Annotated in this window: 16 protein-coding genes; 4 read left to right on the top strand and 12 right to left on the bottom strand. The window is 42.9% G+C overall.

Annotated features, from left to right (window positions below; all coding sequences use genetic code 11):
• The 4 genes from nifD to nifH are packed head-to-tail and all read right to left on the bottom strand — an operon-like array spanning position 1 to position 3244.
• Positions 1 to 1614: a nitrogenase molybdenum-iron protein alpha chain gene (nifD, locus tag P22_RS14925; protein ID WP_054261040.1), complete on the bottom strand. Its 1614-nt coding sequence runs from the start codon at positions 1612 to 1614 to the stop codon at positions 1 to 3.
• A 23-nt stretch (positions 1615 to 1637) separates the two neighbouring features.
• Positions 1638 to 2048 carry a P-II family nitrogen regulator gene (locus P22_RS14920; RefSeq protein WP_054261039.1) on the bottom strand — a complete coding sequence of 137 codons (411 nt, stop codon included), beginning with the start codon at positions 2046 to 2048 and terminating at the stop codon, positions 1638 to 1640.
• 13 nt (positions 2049 to 2061) lie between these two features.
• A complete protein-coding gene (locus tag P22_RS14915) occupies positions 2062 to 2388 on the bottom strand; it encodes a P-II family nitrogen regulator (RefSeq protein ID WP_054261038.1) in 327 nt (108 codons plus the stop codon).
• 37 nt (positions 2389 to 2425) lie between these two features.
• Complete coding sequence (gene nifH / locus P22_RS14910) at positions 2426 to 3244, bottom strand: nitrogenase iron protein (protein ID WP_054261037.1); 819 nt, start codon at positions 3242 to 3244, stop codon at positions 2426 to 2428.
• Positions 3245 to 3829: 585 nt separating this feature from the next.
• Here nifH and P22_RS14905 point away from each other — a divergent pair.
• A complete protein-coding gene (locus tag P22_RS14905) occupies positions 3830 to 4972 on the top strand; it encodes an acyltransferase (protein WP_054261036.1) in 1143 nt (380 codons plus the stop codon).
• A 58-nt stretch (positions 4973 to 5030) separates the two neighbouring features.
• Here the strand turns inward: P22_RS14905 and P22_RS14900 are convergent, their stop codons facing one another.
• The 6 genes from P22_RS14900 to P22_RS14875 all read right to left on the bottom strand — a co-directional run bounded on the left by P22_RS14900 (position 5031) and on the right by P22_RS14875 (position 13933).
• Positions 5031 to 6446 (bottom strand): hypothetical protein, encoded by a 1416-nt coding sequence (locus P22_RS14900; protein WP_054261035.1) that lies wholly within the window; start codon positions 6444 to 6446, stop codon positions 5031 to 5033.
• A gap of 75 nt (positions 6447 to 6521) precedes the next feature.
• Entirely contained in the window at positions 6522 to 8276 is a 1755-nt protein-coding gene (pyk, locus tag P22_RS14895) for a pyruvate kinase (protein WP_054261034.1), read from the bottom strand.
• A 56-nt stretch (positions 8277 to 8332) separates the two neighbouring features.
• Positions 8333 to 8533 carry a putative signal transducing protein gene (locus P22_RS14890; protein ID WP_054261033.1) on the bottom strand — a complete coding sequence of 67 codons (201 nt, stop codon included), beginning with the start codon at positions 8531 to 8533 and terminating at the stop codon, positions 8333 to 8335.
• A gap of 105 nt (positions 8534 to 8638) precedes the next feature.
• Entirely contained in the window at positions 8639 to 9658 is a 1020-nt protein-coding gene (locus tag P22_RS14885) for an electron transfer flavoprotein subunit alpha/FixB family protein (protein ID WP_054261032.1), read from the bottom strand.
• Between the two features lie 60 nt (positions 9659 to 9718).
• The gene (locus P22_RS14880) at positions 9719 to 10507 is read right to left on the bottom strand and encodes an electron transfer flavoprotein subunit beta/FixA family protein (protein WP_054261031.1); all 789 of its coding nucleotides are present in this window, start codon (positions 10505 to 10507) and stop codon (positions 9719 to 9721) included.
• 36 nt (positions 10508 to 10543) lie between these two features.
• Positions 10544 to 13933: a DNA polymerase III subunit alpha gene (locus P22_RS14875; protein WP_054261030.1), complete on the bottom strand. Its 3390-nt coding sequence runs from the start codon at positions 13931 to 13933 to the stop codon at positions 10544 to 10546.
• A 241-nt stretch (positions 13934 to 14174) separates the two neighbouring features.
• On the opposite strand from P22_RS14875, the gene P22_RS14870 reads away from it, so the two are divergent.
• The 3 genes from P22_RS14870 (at position 14175) to P22_RS14860 (ending at position 18352) form a co-directional block, all read left to right on the top strand.
• Complete coding sequence (locus tag P22_RS14870) at positions 14175 to 15044, top strand: ABC transporter substrate-binding protein (protein WP_054261029.1); 870 nt, start codon at positions 14175 to 14177, stop codon at positions 15042 to 15044.
• Between the two features lie 19 nt (positions 15045 to 15063).
• Positions 15064 to 16986 carry a peptidase U32 family protein gene (locus P22_RS14865; RefSeq protein WP_054261028.1) on the top strand — a complete coding sequence of 641 codons (1923 nt, stop codon included), beginning with the start codon at positions 15064 to 15066 and terminating at the stop codon, positions 16984 to 16986.
• 61 nt (positions 16987 to 17047) lie between these two features.
• Positions 17048 to 18352 carry an aspartate aminotransferase family protein gene (locus P22_RS14860; RefSeq protein ID WP_054261027.1) on the top strand — a complete coding sequence of 435 codons (1305 nt, stop codon included), beginning with the start codon at positions 17048 to 17050 and terminating at the stop codon, positions 18350 to 18352.
• Here P22_RS14860 and P22_RS14855 read toward each other — a convergent pair.
• Together P22_RS14855 and P22_RS14850 are read right to left on the bottom strand one after the other, a co-directional pair.
• Complete coding sequence (locus tag P22_RS14855) at positions 18329 to 18613, bottom strand: hypothetical protein (RefSeq protein ID WP_054261026.1); 285 nt, start codon at positions 18611 to 18613, stop codon at positions 18329 to 18331. The two genes, P22_RS14860 and P22_RS14855, sit on opposite strands and share 24 nt — an antisense overlap.
• A gap of 198 nt (positions 18614 to 18811) precedes the next feature.
• Positions 18812 to 19228, bottom strand: coding sequence for a cell division protein SepF (locus P22_RS14850; protein WP_054261025.1), 417 nt, complete (start codon positions 19226 to 19228; stop codon positions 18812 to 18814).
• Between the last annotated feature and the right edge of the window lie 69 nt (positions 19229 to 19297).

The raw sequence follows: 19297 nt of genomic DNA, 5'->3' as shown, positions 1-19297 counted from the left end.
TTATTTGTCGCCTCCTTCATTCATTTCACCAGTCAATACCGGAGTGTTTTGCCAAGGGGGAGTGATAAAATTCCAGGTCGGAGAAGCAAAGCCCATACTTACATCACGGGCAAAATTGACTGCACCATTAAACCCGGCATACGGACCACTGTAATCATAGGAATGGAGCTGTTTAGCCGGAATTCCCATTTTCTGTACCACATATTTATCCTTAATGCCTGAAGAAAAAATGTCTGGCTTCAAAAGTTTAATAAACTCATCAGTTTCAAAATGATTCAGGTCATCAACAATAATATGGCCTTCTTTCATATCAATGTTCATACCTGGGTAATCATTAATTGGGATCTTTTTCTTCAACTCTTCCAGCTTTTCCGGTGACATTCGCAAGTGAAAACGCTTCAAATCGGGTTCCACATGAAGATCCGGAATATTCTTACTGTCTGCATCCGGCTTAATGCTTGGAATTACTGCACGGCCTTCATAATCGTCGCGATGAGCGAACTCATAACCAGCCAAAATCGTTTCGATCCCCAGTTCACGGAACAATCCCTGGAAATGATGCCCACGCGAACCTCCAACAAAGCAGAAAGCAGTTTTATTTTGACAAATTTTTGCATATTGATCAATTACCGGTTGTACTCTGGCTACTTCGCGGGCAATTACTTCTTCCGTTTTTCTCGTAAGTTCAGGATCATCAAAATATAGTGCCATATCGCGTAAACTCTTAATAGTTGCTTCAATACCAATAAAATTGACCTTCAACCATGGAATGCCATATTTTGTCTCAATTTTTTCTGCAATATAGTTTATCGATCTATGGCATTGTACCAAATTTAATTCTGCCACATGAGCATTACGCATCTTTTCCCAAGAACCATCGCCGGTCATTACAGATATAACATTATAACCAATCTCTTTCAGTATTCGTTCAACTTCCCAGCCGTCACCACCGATATTGTATTCACCTAATAAATTAATAGAGAATTTTGATGGCGGCTCTTCCATATCACCTTGTCCGATAACCGATTCAACAAAACTATTATTGGCAATATGATGTCCTGCCGACTGACTAACCCCTTTATAGCCTTCGCAACTGAAAGCCAGTACTTGAATGCCGTGGCGTTTTTGTGCTTCTCTGGCTACCGCATTAATATCGTCACCGATCAAACCAACCGGGCAAGTCGCCGATATCGTAATGGCGTTTGGTTTCAATATCTCAACCACCTCATCAATCATGGCCGCCAGTTTTTTTTCACCACCAAATACGATATCTTTTTCCTGCATATCGGTTGAAAAAGAATAGTTGACGAAATTTTTAACATGCTCTCCCGTTTTAGCCTTATTGCGGCGGGTTCCCCAGGTGTAATAAGCGCAACCAATCGGCCCGTGGGTAATATGAACCATATCTTTAATCGGACCTAATACCACGCCCTTACACCCGGCATAAGCACAGCCACGATTGGTAATGATCCCCGGGATTGTCCGGGTATTCGCCTCAATCTCCGGATTCTCCACCTCACCATTTTTGATAAGAATATGTTTACGCCGGTTCTTTTGTACCTTGCTTGGCATTTTTGCAAATAATACTTCTAACTCTTTTTCAGTAACAGCCATACACTTCTCCCTCCTTCACTGTCTTAAATTGCCGCATCGCCAGTTTCACTGGTACGTACACGAACTATGTCGTTTAAAGGCAATACAAATATTTTTCCGTCGCCAACATTATAATCAGTTCTATTTGCTGCCATAATCGCATCAATAATTTTTTGCACATCATCATCATGGGCCATGATGTTAAACATGCGTCTTGGAAAAAGTCTGGCCCCGTTTAAAAAGCTGTCAATCAACATTTCGGCGCTCGCTTTATCTTCTTCACTAGTTATCCCTAACAATTCTTTTTTCCGGTCTTCTATAGCCGAAGTATCTTTAACCATTTTCCCACGGCCGACAACTTTTGTTGCCGTAAACCCTGCCGCACCCGCTTCAATCAGCGCTTTTTTTGTTGCACTGGTCTTATTCATCCGTACAATGGCTATGATCTCTTTCATAATCAATACCCTCCTATAACCCTTTAGCGCCAGTAGATACGGTATAAGCTTCTTCAATCGGAGATATGAAAATCTTCCCGTCGCCGAACGTTCCATTTTCACCGGTTTTAGCCGTACGCAAGATAACACTAACAACATCGTCCTTATCTTCATCACGGACAGCAGTCATAATCATCACTTTGGGAATTTCATCATAAACGATACCGCCGACTTTAATCCCTTTTTGTTTACCACGGCCGACTACATCAAACACAGTAGCGGCATGAAATCCGGCAGTTGAGAGTTCATATAATACTTCGTCCTTTTTTTCCGGTCTTACAATAGCTCTAACTAACAACATAGGTTATCTTCTCCTCTACTCTTAAGCTATTTTTTTATTAACCTAGGATACCGTAGGACATCATCAACTCTTCCAGGCGATCTTGCGTCATCGGTTTAGGAACAACAAACATTTTATTTTGATTAATCGCCATGGCTAGTTTTCTATATTCATCGGCCTGATCTTCTTTAGGATCATAATCAATAACTGTCTTTTTATTAATTTCCGCACGTTGCACAACATTATCGCGCGGTACGAAATGAATCAACTGCGACCCCAGTTCTGTAGCGAAGTTTTCCAGCAAGTCCAGTTCGCGGTCAACCTTACGGCTGTTACAGATAATACCTCCCAATCGCACCCCGCCGGTAGCAGCATATTTTTGAATGCCCTTAGAAATGTTATTTGCCGCATACAACGCCATCAATTCACCGGAAGCAACGATATAAATCTCTTGTGCTTTACCTTCACGGATAGGCATCGCAAAACCGCCGCACACAACGTCACCTAAAACATCATAGAACACATAATCCAGATCGGAAGTATACGCTCCAAGTGATTCCAACAGGTTAATCGAGGTAATGATACCGCGGCCGGCACAACCAACGCCTGGTTCCGGTCCACCTGACTCAACACACATTGTACCTTTAAAACCAGGTTTTAAGATATCTTCCAGTTCAATATCATCGCCTTCATCACGCAATGTATCCAAAACTGTTTTTTGGCACAAACCGTTAAGTAACAACCGGGTTGAATCTGCCTTGGGGTCACAGCCCACAACCATAACTTTCTTACCGGCCTCTGCCAAAGCTGCCACTGTATTTTGTGTAGTCGTAGATTTACCAATACCGCCCTTACCATAAATTGCCACCTGTCTCATATATCTTTACCTCCAATATTCAATCGTTTTTTCAATACTTGAAAACAAAACTACCTTGCGATATAATTAAAATTGGGAATGCTAAATAAACCACACACCTGGTAATCTAGTTGTTCCTGGCCTTCATAAGTACCGCTAATACTTATGAAGGTTTTCCTTTTGTTCTGCTCCCTGCTCTCGTATTTGACCTCACCCCCTTCACTTTATCCAGAAAAGCAAAGAGGCTTGTGAAACTTATAGTCCCACAAGCCTCTTTGCTTGCTGTATGCTGTATAATACATCTGTTGATCTTATAAAAATCTTTTTGCAAAAGCACAAAGTAGCTTATAAACGTTAAGTTTATAAGCTACTTTGCTTAATCTCTGCACCCAATTTTAACTTACTTAGACTATATCACATCTGTTATCCCTTGACAATAGCACAATAAAAATTCGCAATATTAAAATATATTGATTTTTTGCCCGTTCTAACCCTTGACAATGGGATAATCGCCCCTTTGATTTTTTTTTAAAATCTGATAAACTTTTATAGTATATTCATATTATATATTATTTTTTGTTGTCATTTTTAAAAGGAGTTCTTGTTATGAAAAAACAATATATTCCCGCTCTAGAGTATATCCGCGGCCTTGCTATGCTCGGAGTTATCGGGATCCATACCGGTGCCTATTCCCTAAGCAATCAGCATGTAAATATTCACCTATTTGCCTTATTAGAAATTCTTACCCGCTTTAGTGTACCTATCTTTTTTTTCGTTTCCGCCTTTGGGCTTTTTCTGCAGCAAAAAGATCTGTCAGCCCCTTTACATTACATTGCGTTTATGAAGCGGCGCATACAAGCTGTTTTTATTCCCTATGTCATCTGGTCGCTATTATACTTACTCCACTCATCTATCATCAGTCATAATTTCGCAGTTTGGTCATTACCTCTATTGGGGAAATATTTGTTTTTTGGCCTGGCTTCTTATCAGCTATATTTTTTAGTACTTTTGTTGTGGTTTTATGCCCTTATGCCTTTATGGCGTATCATGCTGCGCCACATGTTACAACGACCTGTTGCCAGTATCCTCTCTCTCTTACTCCTCCAAATTATATTTAACTATTATTCCAGTTATTTATTGCATCCGGATTTATCAAACGCCTACCTTAATTCTTTTATTGATTACCGGATGAATTATTGGATTGCCCACTATCTATTTATCTTCTTACTTGGCGCTCTATGCGCATTGCACTTTGATTTGTTTAAGCAGGTACTAAAGCATTACAGCGGGTATATTAGTTTATCTTTTCTCATAACTACCTTTGGAATTCTGTTCTACTATTATTACCTGTTGTTTTATAAAGGTTATTCTCCTCAAGAAGCTGTATTTACCGACCATCAGCTTAGTCCCATTGGTATTTTATACACCTTTTCTTCCGCCCTATTTTGGTTTATGGTTTTCAGTAGCGGAAAACTTCCTGCTTGTATTACCTCCACTCTCAAAATCTTAGGAAAGCATTCCTATTTTATTTATCTGGTGCATCCATTTGTCATGTATGTTCTATCTTATCTTCTTTCGCATCGTGGGTTGCTGATGACTGCAGCTAATACAATTGTTTTTTATTTACTGACCTTAGGAATCAGTCTAACAGTTAGTCTAGTTACAGTGAAAGTCAGCACCAAACTTCCTAAATTCGGGCTTTTTTTAACAGGAAGTACACCAAAAACGACCAAATCGGTATCAGCCTGATTGGCCTGGTACTAATATAAAAAGCATAAAACGAGCTTGGAATATGGCCAAGCTCGTTTTATGCTTTCAAAAAAGTAAAAAGGTTTTTTTCTTCTTCAGAAAGTAACATGGGTTCTAATAAAAACTTGTTAAAAGGTTCTTCTTTTCTAGCTTGTTTACGGTATTTATTCATCCAAAATAGCAAAAAGAATTGACAGAATTTCTTGATTGATTTTTTATGCCCTCCAGCCTGCGGATGTTGAACCCAGCATACTCCTAATTGCTTAATAATGTCTCCGGAAGTGACAGTAAAATCCTGGCGCATAGCGTAGGAAATTAACATAGTGCATTCTTGCAGGATAGTGAACAGTATTCTCTGACGAAATCCGTCAGAGTATTGGCCAAATTTCAATTCCAAGACAAACAATTGCCGTCCTCTCTCTAATAAAGGATAAAATACGGGGAAAACTGCTTCAAATTCCCTGCGGGCTATCGCTAATTTAATAACTGCTCCTACATACCGTATTGCCTGTTCCCAAAGGACCGTTTCTTTTTTGTATTCAGCTATGCTACACATAAAATCCAGGATATGAGCCGCAATTTCGCTCCGTGGATTTAAAGAAGCCGATCCCGCATGCTTATGCCAATCCGCCAGCAGGTATTCTACATCTTCATTTGACAATCTGTCTTCCGTAAGCTGCAGCCAAACAACTTCTATCAATAAATTAAACATGTCCGGTCTATCCATTTTTACTATGCGATGCAGCCATACTGTCCATATCTGTAAAGAGGCTTTCGCAACATCACCATGGTATCCGATAGCTTTTCCATTCTTCCAGCAGATGCATATTTCTCTAAACAGATCGACATCTTTGCGGCGCAAAGCCAGTAAACCTACTAATTTTAATGGTTTTAACACTTCAACCGCAAAGGTTGCAGTGGATTGTAACCGTATTTTGTTCTCAAAAAGAAAAAATACAAGTTCCGTTACTTTGGACAGGAGAAAATTTTGTTTTATACGAAAAGCCATGGCAGCAATCAATGTTAACTGTTCCGTGGCAACAGGAAGGCATTGAGCAGGTAAATGCAAAATTAAGGGACGAAAAGCATCCAATATAACAACAGCAGCTTGATATTGACGGAAATGTATAGCTCTGGCAATAAGCCCCATTAGTCGTACAGGTTCGTTATCACGCACTAGAGCCTCGCCAAACGCGGTTTTAAGTAGTTCAGTTGCCTTGTAGATAATAGCATCGTTTCTCTTAGTAATTCCGGCTAGTACAAAACCGTATATTCGGTTTAGCAACTCTTCATCCGGCTTTTGCCTCCGCCGGTTACCCCGTCCGGTAACTTTGACAGTCAGAAATTCTATCTGCCGCTCCAATCCCCTAAAGCGGCGGAATATAAAGAAAAAAAGAATAATCCCCAGCGCACCGCCAAGACATACTGCTGCCCATAAGGACAATATAACCGCCCCCAAATTTTTATAGGTCATAAACAATCAGCTCCGGACTACTTTTGTCTGGAGCTGATTGTTTTGAACGACACAACTATTGCCAATATGGCTAAATTAGCGGGCATTAATTTCCCCCTGGAAGACTAGACCTCGTGCCGCATCCACTGTAACAATAGAGCCATCGCTTAATCGCTCAGTCGCACCGTCAACGCCGACAATTACCGGCATGCCAAAGCTAACACCTACGATAGCCGCATGCGACGTCAGGCCACCTTCCTCCGCCACAATGGCAGCTGCCTTCGACGCATGTGAAGCTGTCTCCTCATCAATGCTACTAACTACCAAAATATCCCCCGGTTGCAGCTTGCTTTGTACATCCCGTATAGAATGGGCCACACAAATCCGGCCAGTCACGGCTTGTTGACCAATTCCCACTCCGCGCATCAAAATATTACCCACAACATGAACTCTGATCATATTCGTAGTGCCCGTCAAACCAGCCGGGACTCCTGCCGTCAGAACAACCAGATCACCATCCTTAACCGCTCCGGCAGCTAAAGCATATTGCACCGAATTTTGAACCATTTCATCACTATTTTCAGAAGTAATACCTAATACCGGGACAACTCCCCATAACAACATAATCCGGCGCATGGTTTTTTCACTGGGAGTAACGGCAACAATGTTAGCTGGTGGACGGTATTTGGATACCATTCTCGCCGTATTTCCATACTGAGTGGAAGTGATAATGGCCGACGCTCCGAGCTCATGTGCTATTTGCACGGTAGCGTGACTGATGGCATCAGTCGTAGTACGCTGAGGAATAATACCTTTGGCCATTAAAATAGACGAATAATTTAAAGCCGACTCCGTACGCATTGCAATTCGGGCCATGGTTTCTACTGCCTCTACTGGATATTTCCCTGATGCGGTTTCACCGCTTAACATGATGCAATCGCTGCCGTCCATAATAGCATTAGCAATATCACTTGACTCAGCCCTGGTAGGACGTGGGTTGCTAATCATGGATTCCAACATCTGCGTGGCGGTAATAACCGGTTTGCCGGCTTTATTACACTTTTCAATCGTACGCTTTTGTACCAGAGGCACTTCTTCAGCCGGTATTTCAACACCCAGATCACCACGGGCCACCATGATTCCGTCAGCGACCTTTAAAATTTCATCAATATTCTTTACGCCCTCGGCATTTTCGATTTTAGCAATAATGCCCATATCGGCATTAGCTTCTTCCAGGACTCTCCGAATGGCCAATATATCGGCTGCCCGCTGTACAAAGGAAGCAGCAATAAAATCCATATCCTGTTCAATACCAAAATGTATATCCGCAATATCCTTGTCGGAAATAAACGGCAGATTAAGGCTCACTCCCGGAGCTGCCACTCTTTTACGGTCACCGATTTCCCCCGTATTTTGCACGGTGGTAATAATTTCAGTGCCCCGTACTTCTTCCACTTTAAGTGAGACCAATCCGTCTGCCAGCAAAATTTGATTTCCCGGAGCCACTTCTTGCGGTAATAAACTATGACTGACAGTCGCACGCTCTGTCGTTCCGGAAACGTTTTGACTGGTCAGAATAAATTTCTGTCCTTCAACCAGCTTTACTTTTCCCTCAGCAAACATTCCCAAACGCATTTCAGGTCCTTTAGTATCCAGTAGCAGCGCAATCGTTCTTCCCATCCTTGCCGCCGTTTCTCTTACAAAATTAATGCGCTCACCTTGATCTGCGTGAGTACCGTGAGAAAAATTGAACCGGGCTATATTCATACCAGCTTCAATCATCTTTTCCAATACACCGGACTGCTCTGTGCTTGGTCCTATGGTGCAAATGATTTTTGTTTTTTTCAGCATGTAAACACTCTCCTACATTTAATATTCTTTAATGAATATTCTTAATTTGTCAATCATTAACGTACTGCACGCTGGCATAGAATTGCCTGAGCTTCTTCTGCCTCCGATTCTAAAACCAATATTTCATACATTCCATCACCCAGCGTGGAAGCAACACCAGTCGGGCGAGTATTAGCAAGGATTCCCTCGTTGCATAGTAATTTTTTCAACATGTCGGCCTGAGCGCGATTAGCCGCGATATAGATGGCTATCCACATAGTGCTCCTCCTAGAATAGCATGATTTAATTTTAATGAACTGACATATGATGTTCTTCTCCATATTAGATAGTATTCCTGCTAAATTCAAGGTTTTTCGGAAATATTATCTACGGTCGGCTGTATTTGCCTCTATTTCAGCAAGAATTGCCGGAATAATCACTTCAATGTCGCCGACAATGCCGTAATCGGCAATGTTGAAAATTGGTGCGTCCGGATCGGTATTAATAGCAACAATTATTTCTGCGGAAGTAATTCCGGCAAGGTGATGAAACGCGCCGGAAATTCCGCAGGCGAAATACAATCTAGGCTTTACAATCCTCCCTGATAATCCAATCTGTTCTTGCGCTTTTCTCCAGCCAATTTCGACAACGCCACGGGAAGCTCCTACGACGCCGCCTAAAGCGGCTGCCAGCCGTTCAAGCAGGTAAAAGTTCGCACGATTGCCCATCCCTCTTCCGCCTGCAACAATAATCGCCGCATCTTCCAGGCTACAGGAATCGTTATTTTCCTGTGGTATCACCTGGTTGATTTTAGTGCGGAAATGACCAAATTGGGGCTGTCCTTTCAGCTGTATAATGCCGCCCTGACGGGAGAAATCCTGTTTAGGCAATGGAAATATATGCGGACGAACCGTTGCCATTTGCGGACGTCGGACAGGACAGACAATATCTGCAACCACATTTCCCTCAAAAGCAGGCCGGCGCCACACCACAATTTGACGAACCGGATCAAAAGTAAAGTCAGTACAATCGGCTATCAGTCCTGTCTTCAAACGGCAGGCTAACCGCGGTGCCAAGTCCCGCCCTATATAAGTGGACCCAAAAAGAACAACCGATGGCTTTTTATTAATTAACAGAAATGCCAGCGCTGTTGAATAAGCATCTGTGGAATAGCATTGATATTCTCTCCCTTCAATAAGATAAACGATATCGGCTCCACTGGCAATCAACCCGGCTGCCAAATGCTTTACATCCTGTCCTAAAACTACGGCGCAAATTTGCTGCCGCATGATCATAGCAAGTTTACGAGCCTGCCCTAGTAATTCACAGCCAACAGGGTTAGCCTTCCCATTTATTTGTTCAATAAATACCCATAACCCGCTGTCCTGCTTCTTTTCTTTCATAAAAGTACTGGCTCCTATACCAAGTTATCCTATAAACCATTATATCGGATACTGCAATGTTTATATAATTCCAGAGTGTTTTAACTTTTTAAGCAGCAATTTGGCTGTCAACGAAGCTTCCTCGTTGAATATAAATTCACAACCCTTTCTTTGTTGCCTGCAGTAAGAAATTCGCTCTACCTGTGTTGGCGATCCCTGTAGCCCGACTTGGCGGCAATCAATCGCTAAATCCCCCGCCTGCCATACAGTAATAGGTTTATTTCTGGCAAATAACACACTTTTAACAGTAGGACAGCGGGGCGTATATACGGATCGACCCACAGTCACTACAACCGGTAAGCCAGCTTCAACATTCGTATAACCGGCATCAGTTTCACATATCGCCTGAAGAGTCCGTTCCTGAAAATTCACATCGGTCACGGCGGTAATTTGCGCATAACCAAGGTGTTCCGCTAATTCCGGCCCTACTTGTGCCGTGTTGCCATCCGTAGCCTGCTGACCGCAGAAAATAAGCTCAATACCGCCTATCCTGTTAATTCCTGCAGCCAGAACATAACTGGTCGCCAGCGTATCAGACCCTCGAAACGCTGGGTCACTTAATAAGACTGCCGTATCAGCGCCAAGTTCCAAACATTCCTTTAATGCCTCTTTAGCCGTAAGCGGTCCCATCGATAGGACGGTTACACTTCCTCCTGTCTGTTCCTTTACCCGCAAGGCCAGTTCCAGAGCGTGCCTGTCATATGGATTAATGATTCCCGGAACGCTTTGCCGAAGAAGCAAATGCGTTAGCGTATCTATCTTTACCCCATTATCTCCGGGTACCTGCTTGATACATACAACAATGTTCATTCTATTAATTCCTCGTCTGTTTAATATCATAAACTGTTACGTGATGCTTACGCCATTATCGCCTAAAATACTCTCAATTGCCTGGATAGCTGCCGTTGACGGAGTAATCCAATACTGCTGTTCGGTTTTGATAACTCTCGCGCTATCCACCAAATGTAAAAAAACGACGGCCGATCCATGAAACTCATTAAAAACAGCCTTCAGTTGAGAAAATATATGAGCATTCTCCTGATCTTTACGGATTGTGATTCTCACTTCCGGGCCAAACTGGTCAAGAACCATGAGATCATCGGCAATAATCTTGTTGCTGTCCTCATTACGATTAATTTTTCCTGTTACCGCCACCGGCATATCCACAGCCAACATGGCTCCGGACTTTTGGAAAAGCCGGGGAAATACAACGACTTCGATCTGTTCCGTAAAATCTTCAAGAGTAAAAAAGCACATCATCTCGCCGCTTTTTGTATTGATCCTTTTGGCAGTTGTAATTAACCCGGCAATTTTTATTTTCTTACCTTCCGGATAATCACTAATTTTACCGATCGGTACCAGAGTCTTCATTTTATCACGATATTTATCCAGCGGATGTCCGGTAACATAAAAGCCGGTCATTTCCTTTTCATAGGCTAGTAATCGATCAATGGGCAGTTCCGCTATATCAGGCAGTATTAGATCATCGACATCCTGTAAAGTCTCTTCCCCAAACAAGCCCATCTGTCCGCTGGCCAGATCCCGTTGGCGGCCGGCGGCAACTTCCACGGCACGGTCCAGGACCTCCAGCAATTGTGCCCTTTTAGCCTTGATGGAATCAAATGCGCCGCACTTGACAAGACTTTCAATTACACGTTTATTCACAACCCGCATATCCACCCGGGTGCAAAAATCAACAATGGAAGTAAAATGCCCCCCCTGCTGTCTTGCTGTCAGAATGTTATTGATAGCATTTTCACCAACATTTTTCACACCGGCCAAACCGAACCGTATTGAGTCTCCCTCAACATTAAAACTGGCCTGACTGGCATTAATATCCGGAGGACAGATTTTTATCCCTCTACGGCGGCATTCTTCAATATAAAAACCGACCTTTTCATTGGTCCCCATTACGCTGGATAAAAGAGCAGCCATGAATTCACAAGGATAATGGGCTTTCAGATAGGCAGTCTGATAAGCCACCAATGCATACGCCGCACTGTGCGATTTATTAAATCCATAATCAGCAAAATGTGCCATCAAATCAAAAATCTCCATGGCTAGCTTTTGCTCAATGCCACGTCGTTCCGCCCCTCGCAGGAAATTGTCACGTTGCGCGGCCAGAACTTCATGTTTCTTTTTCCCCATCGCTCGCCGCAGCAAATCAGCTTGCCCCAGTGTAAAGCCGGCCAGTTCTGAAGCAATACGCATAACCTGCTCCTGGTATAATATAACACCAAAGGTATCCTGCAGAATCGGCTTTAACAGGGGGTGCAGATAGGTCACTTTCTTCTTTTCATGTCTCCCGTCAATAAAATCGGCTACCATACCACTCCCCAGCGGTCCCGGACGATATAAAGCTACCAATGGTATTAAGTCATCAAAACTTTCCGGTTTTAAATCCTTCACCAGATTGGTCATACCCCCAGATTCCATCTGGAAAACACCGACAGTATCACCGTTAGCCAGCATCTCACAGGTAACCTTATCCGCTAAAGGGATATTGTCAATGTCGATGTCAATCTTCCTGTTGTCCCTCAACAGTTGAAGACAATCCCCGATTACGGTCAATGTCCTAAGTCCCAGTAGATCCATCTTAAGAAGCCCGATTTCCTCCACACAATCTTTATCATATTGTGTGGTAAGAAAACCTTCTGCCGAGTTTTGCAGCGGCACGTAATGTGTTAGCGGCTCCTTCGCAATAACCAGACCTGCCGCATGAGTAGAGGCATGACGGGGTAATCCCTCTACGGCCATGGCTAGATCAACCAGTTTGCGTACGGACGGCTCACTCTGGTAAGCATCACGGAGCTCCATGCTCATGGTTAGAGCTTTCTTCAAAGTAACTCCCAATTCATTCGGCACCAGTTTGGCAATTCGGTCAACTTCGCCATAGGACATGTTCAGCGCCCGGCCAACATCACGAATGGCAGCTTTAGCCGCCATGGTACCAAAGGTGATAATCTGTGCCACACGGTCCGCACCATAGCGTGAAGATACATAATCAATAATCTTGCTTCTCTGTACATAACAAAAATCAATATCAATATCCGGCATGGTTACCCGTTCCGGATTTAGGAATCTTTCAAACAGCAAATCATACTGTAAAGGATCTATGTTCGTGATCCTTAGGAGATACGCCACAATACTGCCAGCCGCAGAGCCACGGCCGGGGCCTACCGGTATATGATTTTGCCGGGCATAGTTAATAAAATCCCAGACAATTAAGAAATAGCTGGAATAACCCATTCGTTTGATAACATCCAGTTCATACGCCAGCCGTTTGGTAATTTCTTGTGAAATGGTTGTATAACGTTTAGGCAGTTCCTGTTTACATAATGAATGCAAATATTCATCGGCACTCAATTGATCAGGTACGGGAAATTCAGGGAGATGAAAGGTATTAAAATCAAAATCGACTTGACACCGCTCCGCAATTTTGCAGGTATTCAACAAGGCTTCCGGCCAGTCAGCAAACAAGCCGTTCATCTCTTCCGGACTTTTTAAATAAAATTCCTGATTAGGAAAACGCATGCGTCCGACATCATCAACCGTTTTTCCCATTTGAATACAGAGCAATACGTCATGGCACTCCGCGTCCTCTTTATTAACATAATGCAGATCATTGGTTGCCACTATACCAATATCCAATTGTTTTGACATTTCCAGAAGATGTTTATTTACCTGCTTTTGTTCCGGCAACCCGTGATCCTGTAGTTCCAAAAAGAAGTTGTCCCTGCCGAAAATATCGCGATATTCTTGAGCCAACTCAGTAGCCTTTGAAAGTTCCCCTCTCAAAATAAGTGAGGGTATTTCACCGGCAATACAGGCACTTAAACAAATTAGCCCTCTGTTATATTGTATTAACAATTCTTTATCAATACGAGGCTTATAGTAGAATCCCTCTGTATAAGCCCTGGACACCAATTCCAATAAATTACGATACCCTTCGTTATTCTCGGCAAGCAAAATAAGATGGTAGTAAGATTCCCCCTCAACGGCCGTTTTTTCCCATCGGGACCGCGGTGCAGTGTATACTTCACAGCCAATTATGGGTTTAATGCCGTGCTTACCTGCTTGCTTATAAAAATCAATGACCCCGTACATACTACCGTGGTCGGTAATGGCAATGGACTGCATGCCAAGTTCCCTGGTGCGTTTCATAAGATCACTAATCCGGCTGGCACCATCCAGCAAACTATATTCCGTATGCGTATGCAAATGGACAAAATCCATATAATATCACCTTTTACCGCTTTATCAAGCCAATTTATGATTATATTTACTATGACACATTCAATAAAGCAATTATAAAATCCTGCTAAATATTATCCTTACCTTGCGCTAAAAACAATCCCTATACACTAACAATTCCCTCGTTGATAAGCTCTCTGCAAAATTTGATCTATTTTGCAGGTATTCTCCTGCTTCATATGGAATTTTTATTTAGTTAAATTGCACAAAAGAGGTGTTATAATTGTTTCAGATTGGCATATTACAGCTGACACAAAATCTTGATGATACCGTACGCGGCTTTAAAGCCGGGTTGGAAAAGCTTAATATATCTGCTAAATTTTATTACCAAAATGCGGATGGAAATACAGCCCACCTTAAACAGTTGGCAGAAAAACTGTGTAAAGTAAAACTTGACCTATTTTTTGCCTGTTCTACCCCGGCCGCTGCTGCAGCTATAGAATTACCCGGAAATATCCCTGTGATCTTTACCCCGGTCTTTGATCCGGTAGGTGCCGGATTGGTAGCAACCTGGGAGAAACCGGGAGGAAAAGCAACGGGAGTAGCTGGCATGGTAAAGGCCGATCAAAAAATAAGTTTCGTAAAAAAGCTGCTGCCACGGGCAAAAAAAATCGGAGTATTATATCATAATTCCGATAATAACGCTTTATTGGAGGTATCTAATTTTAGAAAAGCCGCTACTAGTATTTTTCACTTGGAGCTTTTACCAATTGAACGTCCGGAAGCTTTATCCAAATTGCCAGAAATACTGCCACCGGATCTGGACGCTTTATTTCTGCCCATCGGCCGTATAGTTGAAGAAAACTTTGCCAGTATTGTCTATTATACCGATGCCATAAGCTTACCCATTATTGCCTCGCATCCGCCTAATGTATCTGCCGGTGCGCTGGCAGCTCTGGTCGCCGACCATTATCAATTAGGCCTGGCTTGTTCAACCATTGCAAAAGATATTTTAGCGGGAAAACCTGCCGGAATGATTCCGGTTGAAAGTGTCACTCAGCCGGAAATTCTGCTAAACGCCTTTGCAGCTGAAAATATGGGCATAGAAATTCCGGCTTGTCTACTAAAAAAAGCAAAAGAAATTTACGAATAGTTACCTGGAGGTAATATAAATGATACCAAACTATGTTGAATTACTTGCTCCTGCCGGAACCTGGGATGTGCTGGAAGCAGCCGTTGCAGCCGGAGCCGATGCCGTATATCTTGGCGGTAAACGGTTTAATATGCGGTTGCACCGTACCGATGCCAATTTTGATGACGAAATGTTAAAAAAGGCCGTGCAATATGCCCACGACCACAACGTACGCTTATACATTACTGTCAACAATCTAATTAATGATAACGAATTGATCGGAATGCGTTCCTATCTTCAATTTTTAAATGAGATTCAGCCTGATGCACTCATCGTGCAAGATTTGGCGATACTGGAACTGGCCAGGGAACTACGTTTGACTCTTCCGCTCCATGCTTCCGTTATGATGAATACCCATAACGAGCATGCTGTTCGTTTACTGCAGAAATATGGTATTAGCCGGGTTGTTGCTAATCGTGAAATGGCACTAACGCAATTGACCTTGTTAAAGGAGCGGACCGGAATTGAAATTGAATACTTTGTACATGGTGACATGTGTGTAGCCCATAGTGGTCAATGCACTCACTCAGGTATAGTCTTTGGACAAAGTTCCAATCGCGGACGCTGCCTGAAACCTTGTCGCTGGCCGTATCAATTTATCGGCGCAGGTCAGGATGCTCCCATAGCCCATAACGAACCCGGTCCTTACAAACTGGCGCTAAAGGATATGTGTATGTACAGAAACCTTCCGGACTTAATTCAGTCTGGCGTATGTTCCTTCAAAATTGAGGGACGGATGCGTACTGCAGATTTTATAACTAAAATCGTAAGTATTTATCGGCGTGCCATTGATCGCTATATAAATGACCCTACCGGCTATTTTATTGACGAACAAGACTGGCAGGAACTCTATAATAGCCGCGTCCGAGATTTTTCTACTTGTTATGCCTTCGGCAACCCTGGAAGTTCTGCCGTTGGCTATACCGGTAAACGGGAACCCCGCTTTTTTAGTCAGGCGGTTAAGGAAGCCGGAATACCTGAAAATCTGCAGATAGCTAATAGCTATCAACAGAATACCGCTCTACCAAAGCTGAGTGTGCGTGTCGCCGATTTACCTTCCTTGCATGAAGTTTGTCAGGCAGGTGCCGATGTTATTTATATTGGTGGGGAAGCTTTCTATCCGGCAAAACCCTGGACACTGCAAGAAATAAAAGAAGGCCTTTCCATTGCCCGACGGTATAATGCCAAGATTGTGGTAACTACCCCGCGGGTTACCACCGAGCGAGAATGTCAGGAACTGATACAGTTGTTTACCAGTTTAAACGAATTGCGGCCCGACGGCATAATGACCAGCAATCCGGGCTCACTTTCTCTGGCTGGCAGCCTTACCCAATTACCGCTCTATACAGATGCGTCCTTTAATCCATTTAATCATATTACATTACAGTTTCTGAAGAAACAAGGGGTATGTCAGGCAGCTATTTCTACGGAAGCGACTTATACCGAAGTCAGCAAACTAGCCGCCTCCCACTCTCTTGATTGTGAACTGATTGTTCACGGCAGCCTGGAAGCTATGATCACGGATCATGACCTTTCGTTATCATTGCCCGAAGCACAACGAATTAACTTTTGGAAGCAGGAATATTCTCTCTTAGACAGTGCCGGTGAACGTCACCTGATTTGTAAAGATCAATACAACCGCAGTCATATTCTCTTTGGTAAGGATTTATGCCTGCTTCCTTATTTATCCGGCTTGGCCCATCTGGCCAGTTGGCGACTGGAAGGCCAACATTATTCGCCGGAACAAATCGGTTTTATTACCCGTATATACCGTCAAGAACTTATTCGTTTAAAAGAGCAAAAAGAAAATTACATTTTTAATTCTGCCATTTTGAAAGAACTTATATCCCATAGTCCACGTGAACTTGGGATCGGTGCTTTCCGTTACCGTCAATCACGTTAAACATAAACAAACATCAGGGCCATAAAACCGCCGGATCATACTATATTCGGGAGTGATACTATTGAGTAAATATATTGGCGTAAGTGAAGTCTTGAGAAAAAAACGGGATTATCTTATTCCCTGCGTATACCACTTTTATAAGGAACCTATGCAGATAGTCCGCGGTGAGATGCAATACCTATATGACGATCAGGGCAAACAATATTTAGACTGTTTTGCCGGTGTGTCTGTTGTTAATTGTGGCCATTGCAATCCGGACATTACGAAGGCCATCTGCAAACAGGTAACAACACTCCAACACACTTGCACCATTTATCTGACAGAGAATATTGTAAACCTGGCGGAAAGATTAGCCCAAATTACACCAGGACAGCTACAAAAGTCTTTTTTTTGCGCCAGTGGCAGCGAAGCCAACGAAGGAGCTGCACTTCTAGCATCCATCTATACCGGAAAACATGAATTTATTAGTTTACGCCAGGGTCTTCACGGGCGAACTAAACTCGGCATGAGTCTAACAGGACTTGGTATGTGGCGAACAGATTCGTCACCGGTCGGCGGTATAGCCTTCGCACCTAATGCTTATTGTTATCGCTGTCCCTTTCAAAAACAATACCCGGAATGTGATTTGGCCTGTGCCAATGAACTGGAAACAGTGATAAAAACAACAACCTCCGGCCAAGTCGCAGCCATGTTTGTGGAACCCATCCAAGGCAATGGCGGCATTATTACCCCACCTCCCGGCTATTTTAAAAGACTTAAGGAAATTTTAAACCAATACGGCATTTTACTGATCGTTGATGAAGTACAAACAGGCTTTGGGCGTACCGGCAAAATGTTTGCAATTGAGCATTATGAAACCAATCCTGATATTATGACTGTAGCCAAAGCTCTTGCCAATGGTACACCGGTAGGCGCTTTTATTACCACCAGTCCAATTGCCGATACATATACCCGTCCCGGCGCCTCTACTCTTGGAGGAAATCCGGTGACATCCACCGCAGCTTTAGCCACATTAGACTTTATCCTACGCAATGATTTGCCGGCGAAAGCCGCGTACTTAGGCACTTATTTAAAGGACGGATTATTAACTCTCCAGAAAAAACATCCCGTTATTGGCGATGTTCGCGGTTTAGGCTTAATGCTTGGCGCTGAATTGGTACACGCCGACAAATCACCTGCTGCCCAGGAAATGGATACAATCCAGGAACAACTAAAAAACAGGGGCTTTTTAGTCGGGAAAAATGGCCCTGACCGCAATGTCTTAGCTTTGCAACCGCCACTTGTTATTACACAGACAGATATTGATCATCTACTTAACAACCTGGAAGATGTACTATCTCTTCTAACCACGCATAAGCCGCGATAAACGAATGTTCTTGTTTTGACGACCACCGGCCGGATTAAGCAAGGACGGATACAGGTAATACCGTTTTTGCCGTGAATTCCACAAAGTCCTAACATGGGCAGCAATCATAATGGCAACCAGCGTACCCCACAACCCGGAAAATATCTTGCCGGCATCGGACAGCAATAATCCCGGCAGAGCCAATGAGAACATGGCTGACAATACCACTAACACCGCTAGACAGAATAATGTCCCAAACTTATTTTTTCTTGTATTTCGCACTTACTCTCCTCCCCTTTTCCAGACATTATAGTCAGTTATTACCACTTTATGCAAGACAACTCCAGGGTATACCGAAATAATAAATGAAGGGAACGATGAGGTATTCTAAAAAGAATAGCTCGTCGTTCCCTTCACTATGATACTTTTACCTGTCCATTTTATGAAACGCTCTTTTCGATTACCGAAAAAAGCGTTATTTCATAAAGATACTTTATTATCACTTGACTTTATATACGTAGGGACTGAATAAGCATACAATTCCTTACAAACATCAACCTGCAACGGTACATATAACAAAATGGAATCGGCTATCCTCTCGACGGCACCACCGGTCACATAACAAATCCCATTCAGAAAATCACTAATTGACTGCTGTATTTCCGGCGAAACAGACTGCAAATTCACAACAACGGCATAATCTGCCTTCAACTTATCTGCAGCCAATAATGCATCCTGATAACTGTGCGGTGCTGTTACAAGCATCTTCAGTTCTGATGGACTATGGACGGTCAATTGTGCTCTGCTGACCGCTGCGTTTACTGTTTTGTTCGGTTGTTGAAATTCCTCTTCAGGCATCAAAAAGTTTGTCAGTTTTTCAATCAAACTATATGCCATTCTTTCAACCTCCTCAGCATGCTTGTAACATGGAGTGCTATAAATTAGATCTATTGATATATTTTTCGA

It is taken from the genome of Propionispora sp. 2/2-37, from assembly GCF_001298735.1.
Lineage (GTDB): Bacteria > Bacillota > Negativicutes > Propionisporales > Propionisporaceae > Propionispora.
This window is presented reverse-complemented; position numbering and strand designations above follow the sequence as displayed.

What these genes read in the sequence shown, in the direction of transcription:
- P22_RS14880 (WP_054261031.1), bottom strand. Translation starts at nt 10,507, where the DNA reads ATGAACATTGTTGTATGTATCAAGCAGGTACCCGGAGATAATGGGGTA.
- P22_RS14890 (WP_054261033.1), bottom strand. Translation starts at nt 8,533, where the DNA reads ATGTGGATAGCCATCTATATCGCGGCTAATCGCGCTCAGGCCGACATG.
- pyk (WP_054261034.1), bottom strand. Translation starts at nt 8,276, where the DNA reads ATGCTGAAAAAAACAAAAATCATTTGCACCATAGGACCAAGCACAGAG.
- nifH (WP_054261037.1), bottom strand. Translation starts at nt 3,244, where the DNA reads ATGAGACAGGTGGCAATTTATGGTAAGGGCGGTATTGGTAAATCTACG.
- P22_RS14875 (WP_054261030.1), bottom strand. Translation starts at nt 13,933, where the DNA reads ATGGATTTTGTCCATTTGCATACGCATACGGAATATAGTTTGCTGGAT.
- P22_RS14915 (WP_054261038.1), bottom strand. Translation starts at nt 2,388, where the DNA reads ATGTTGTTAGTTAGAGCTATTGTAAGACCGGAAAAAAAGGACGAAGTA.
- P22_RS14905 (WP_054261036.1), top strand. Translation starts at nt 3,830, where the DNA reads ATGAAAAAACAATATATTCCCGCTCTAGAGTATATCCGCGGCCTTGCT.
- P22_RS14885 (WP_054261032.1), bottom strand. Translation starts at nt 9,658, where the DNA reads ATGAAAGAAAAGAAGCAGGACAGCGGGTTATGGGTATTTATTGAACAA.
- P22_RS14920 (WP_054261039.1), bottom strand. Translation starts at nt 2,048, where the DNA reads ATGAAAGAGATCATAGCCATTGTACGGATGAATAAGACCAGTGCAACA.
- P22_RS14900 (WP_054261035.1), bottom strand. Translation starts at nt 6,446, where the DNA reads ATGACCTATAAAAATTTGGGGGCGGTTATATTGTCCTTATGGGCAGCA.
- P22_RS14865 (WP_054261028.1), top strand. Translation starts at nt 15,064, where the DNA reads ATGATACCAAACTATGTTGAATTACTTGCTCCTGCCGGAACCTGGGAT.
- nifD (WP_054261040.1), bottom strand. Translation starts at nt 1,614, where the DNA reads ATGGCTGTTACTGAAAAAGAGTTAGAAGTATTATTTGCAAAAATGCCA.
- P22_RS14850 (WP_054261025.1), bottom strand. Translation starts at nt 19,228, where the DNA reads ATGGCATATAGTTTGATTGAAAAACTGACAAACTTTTTGATGCCTGAA.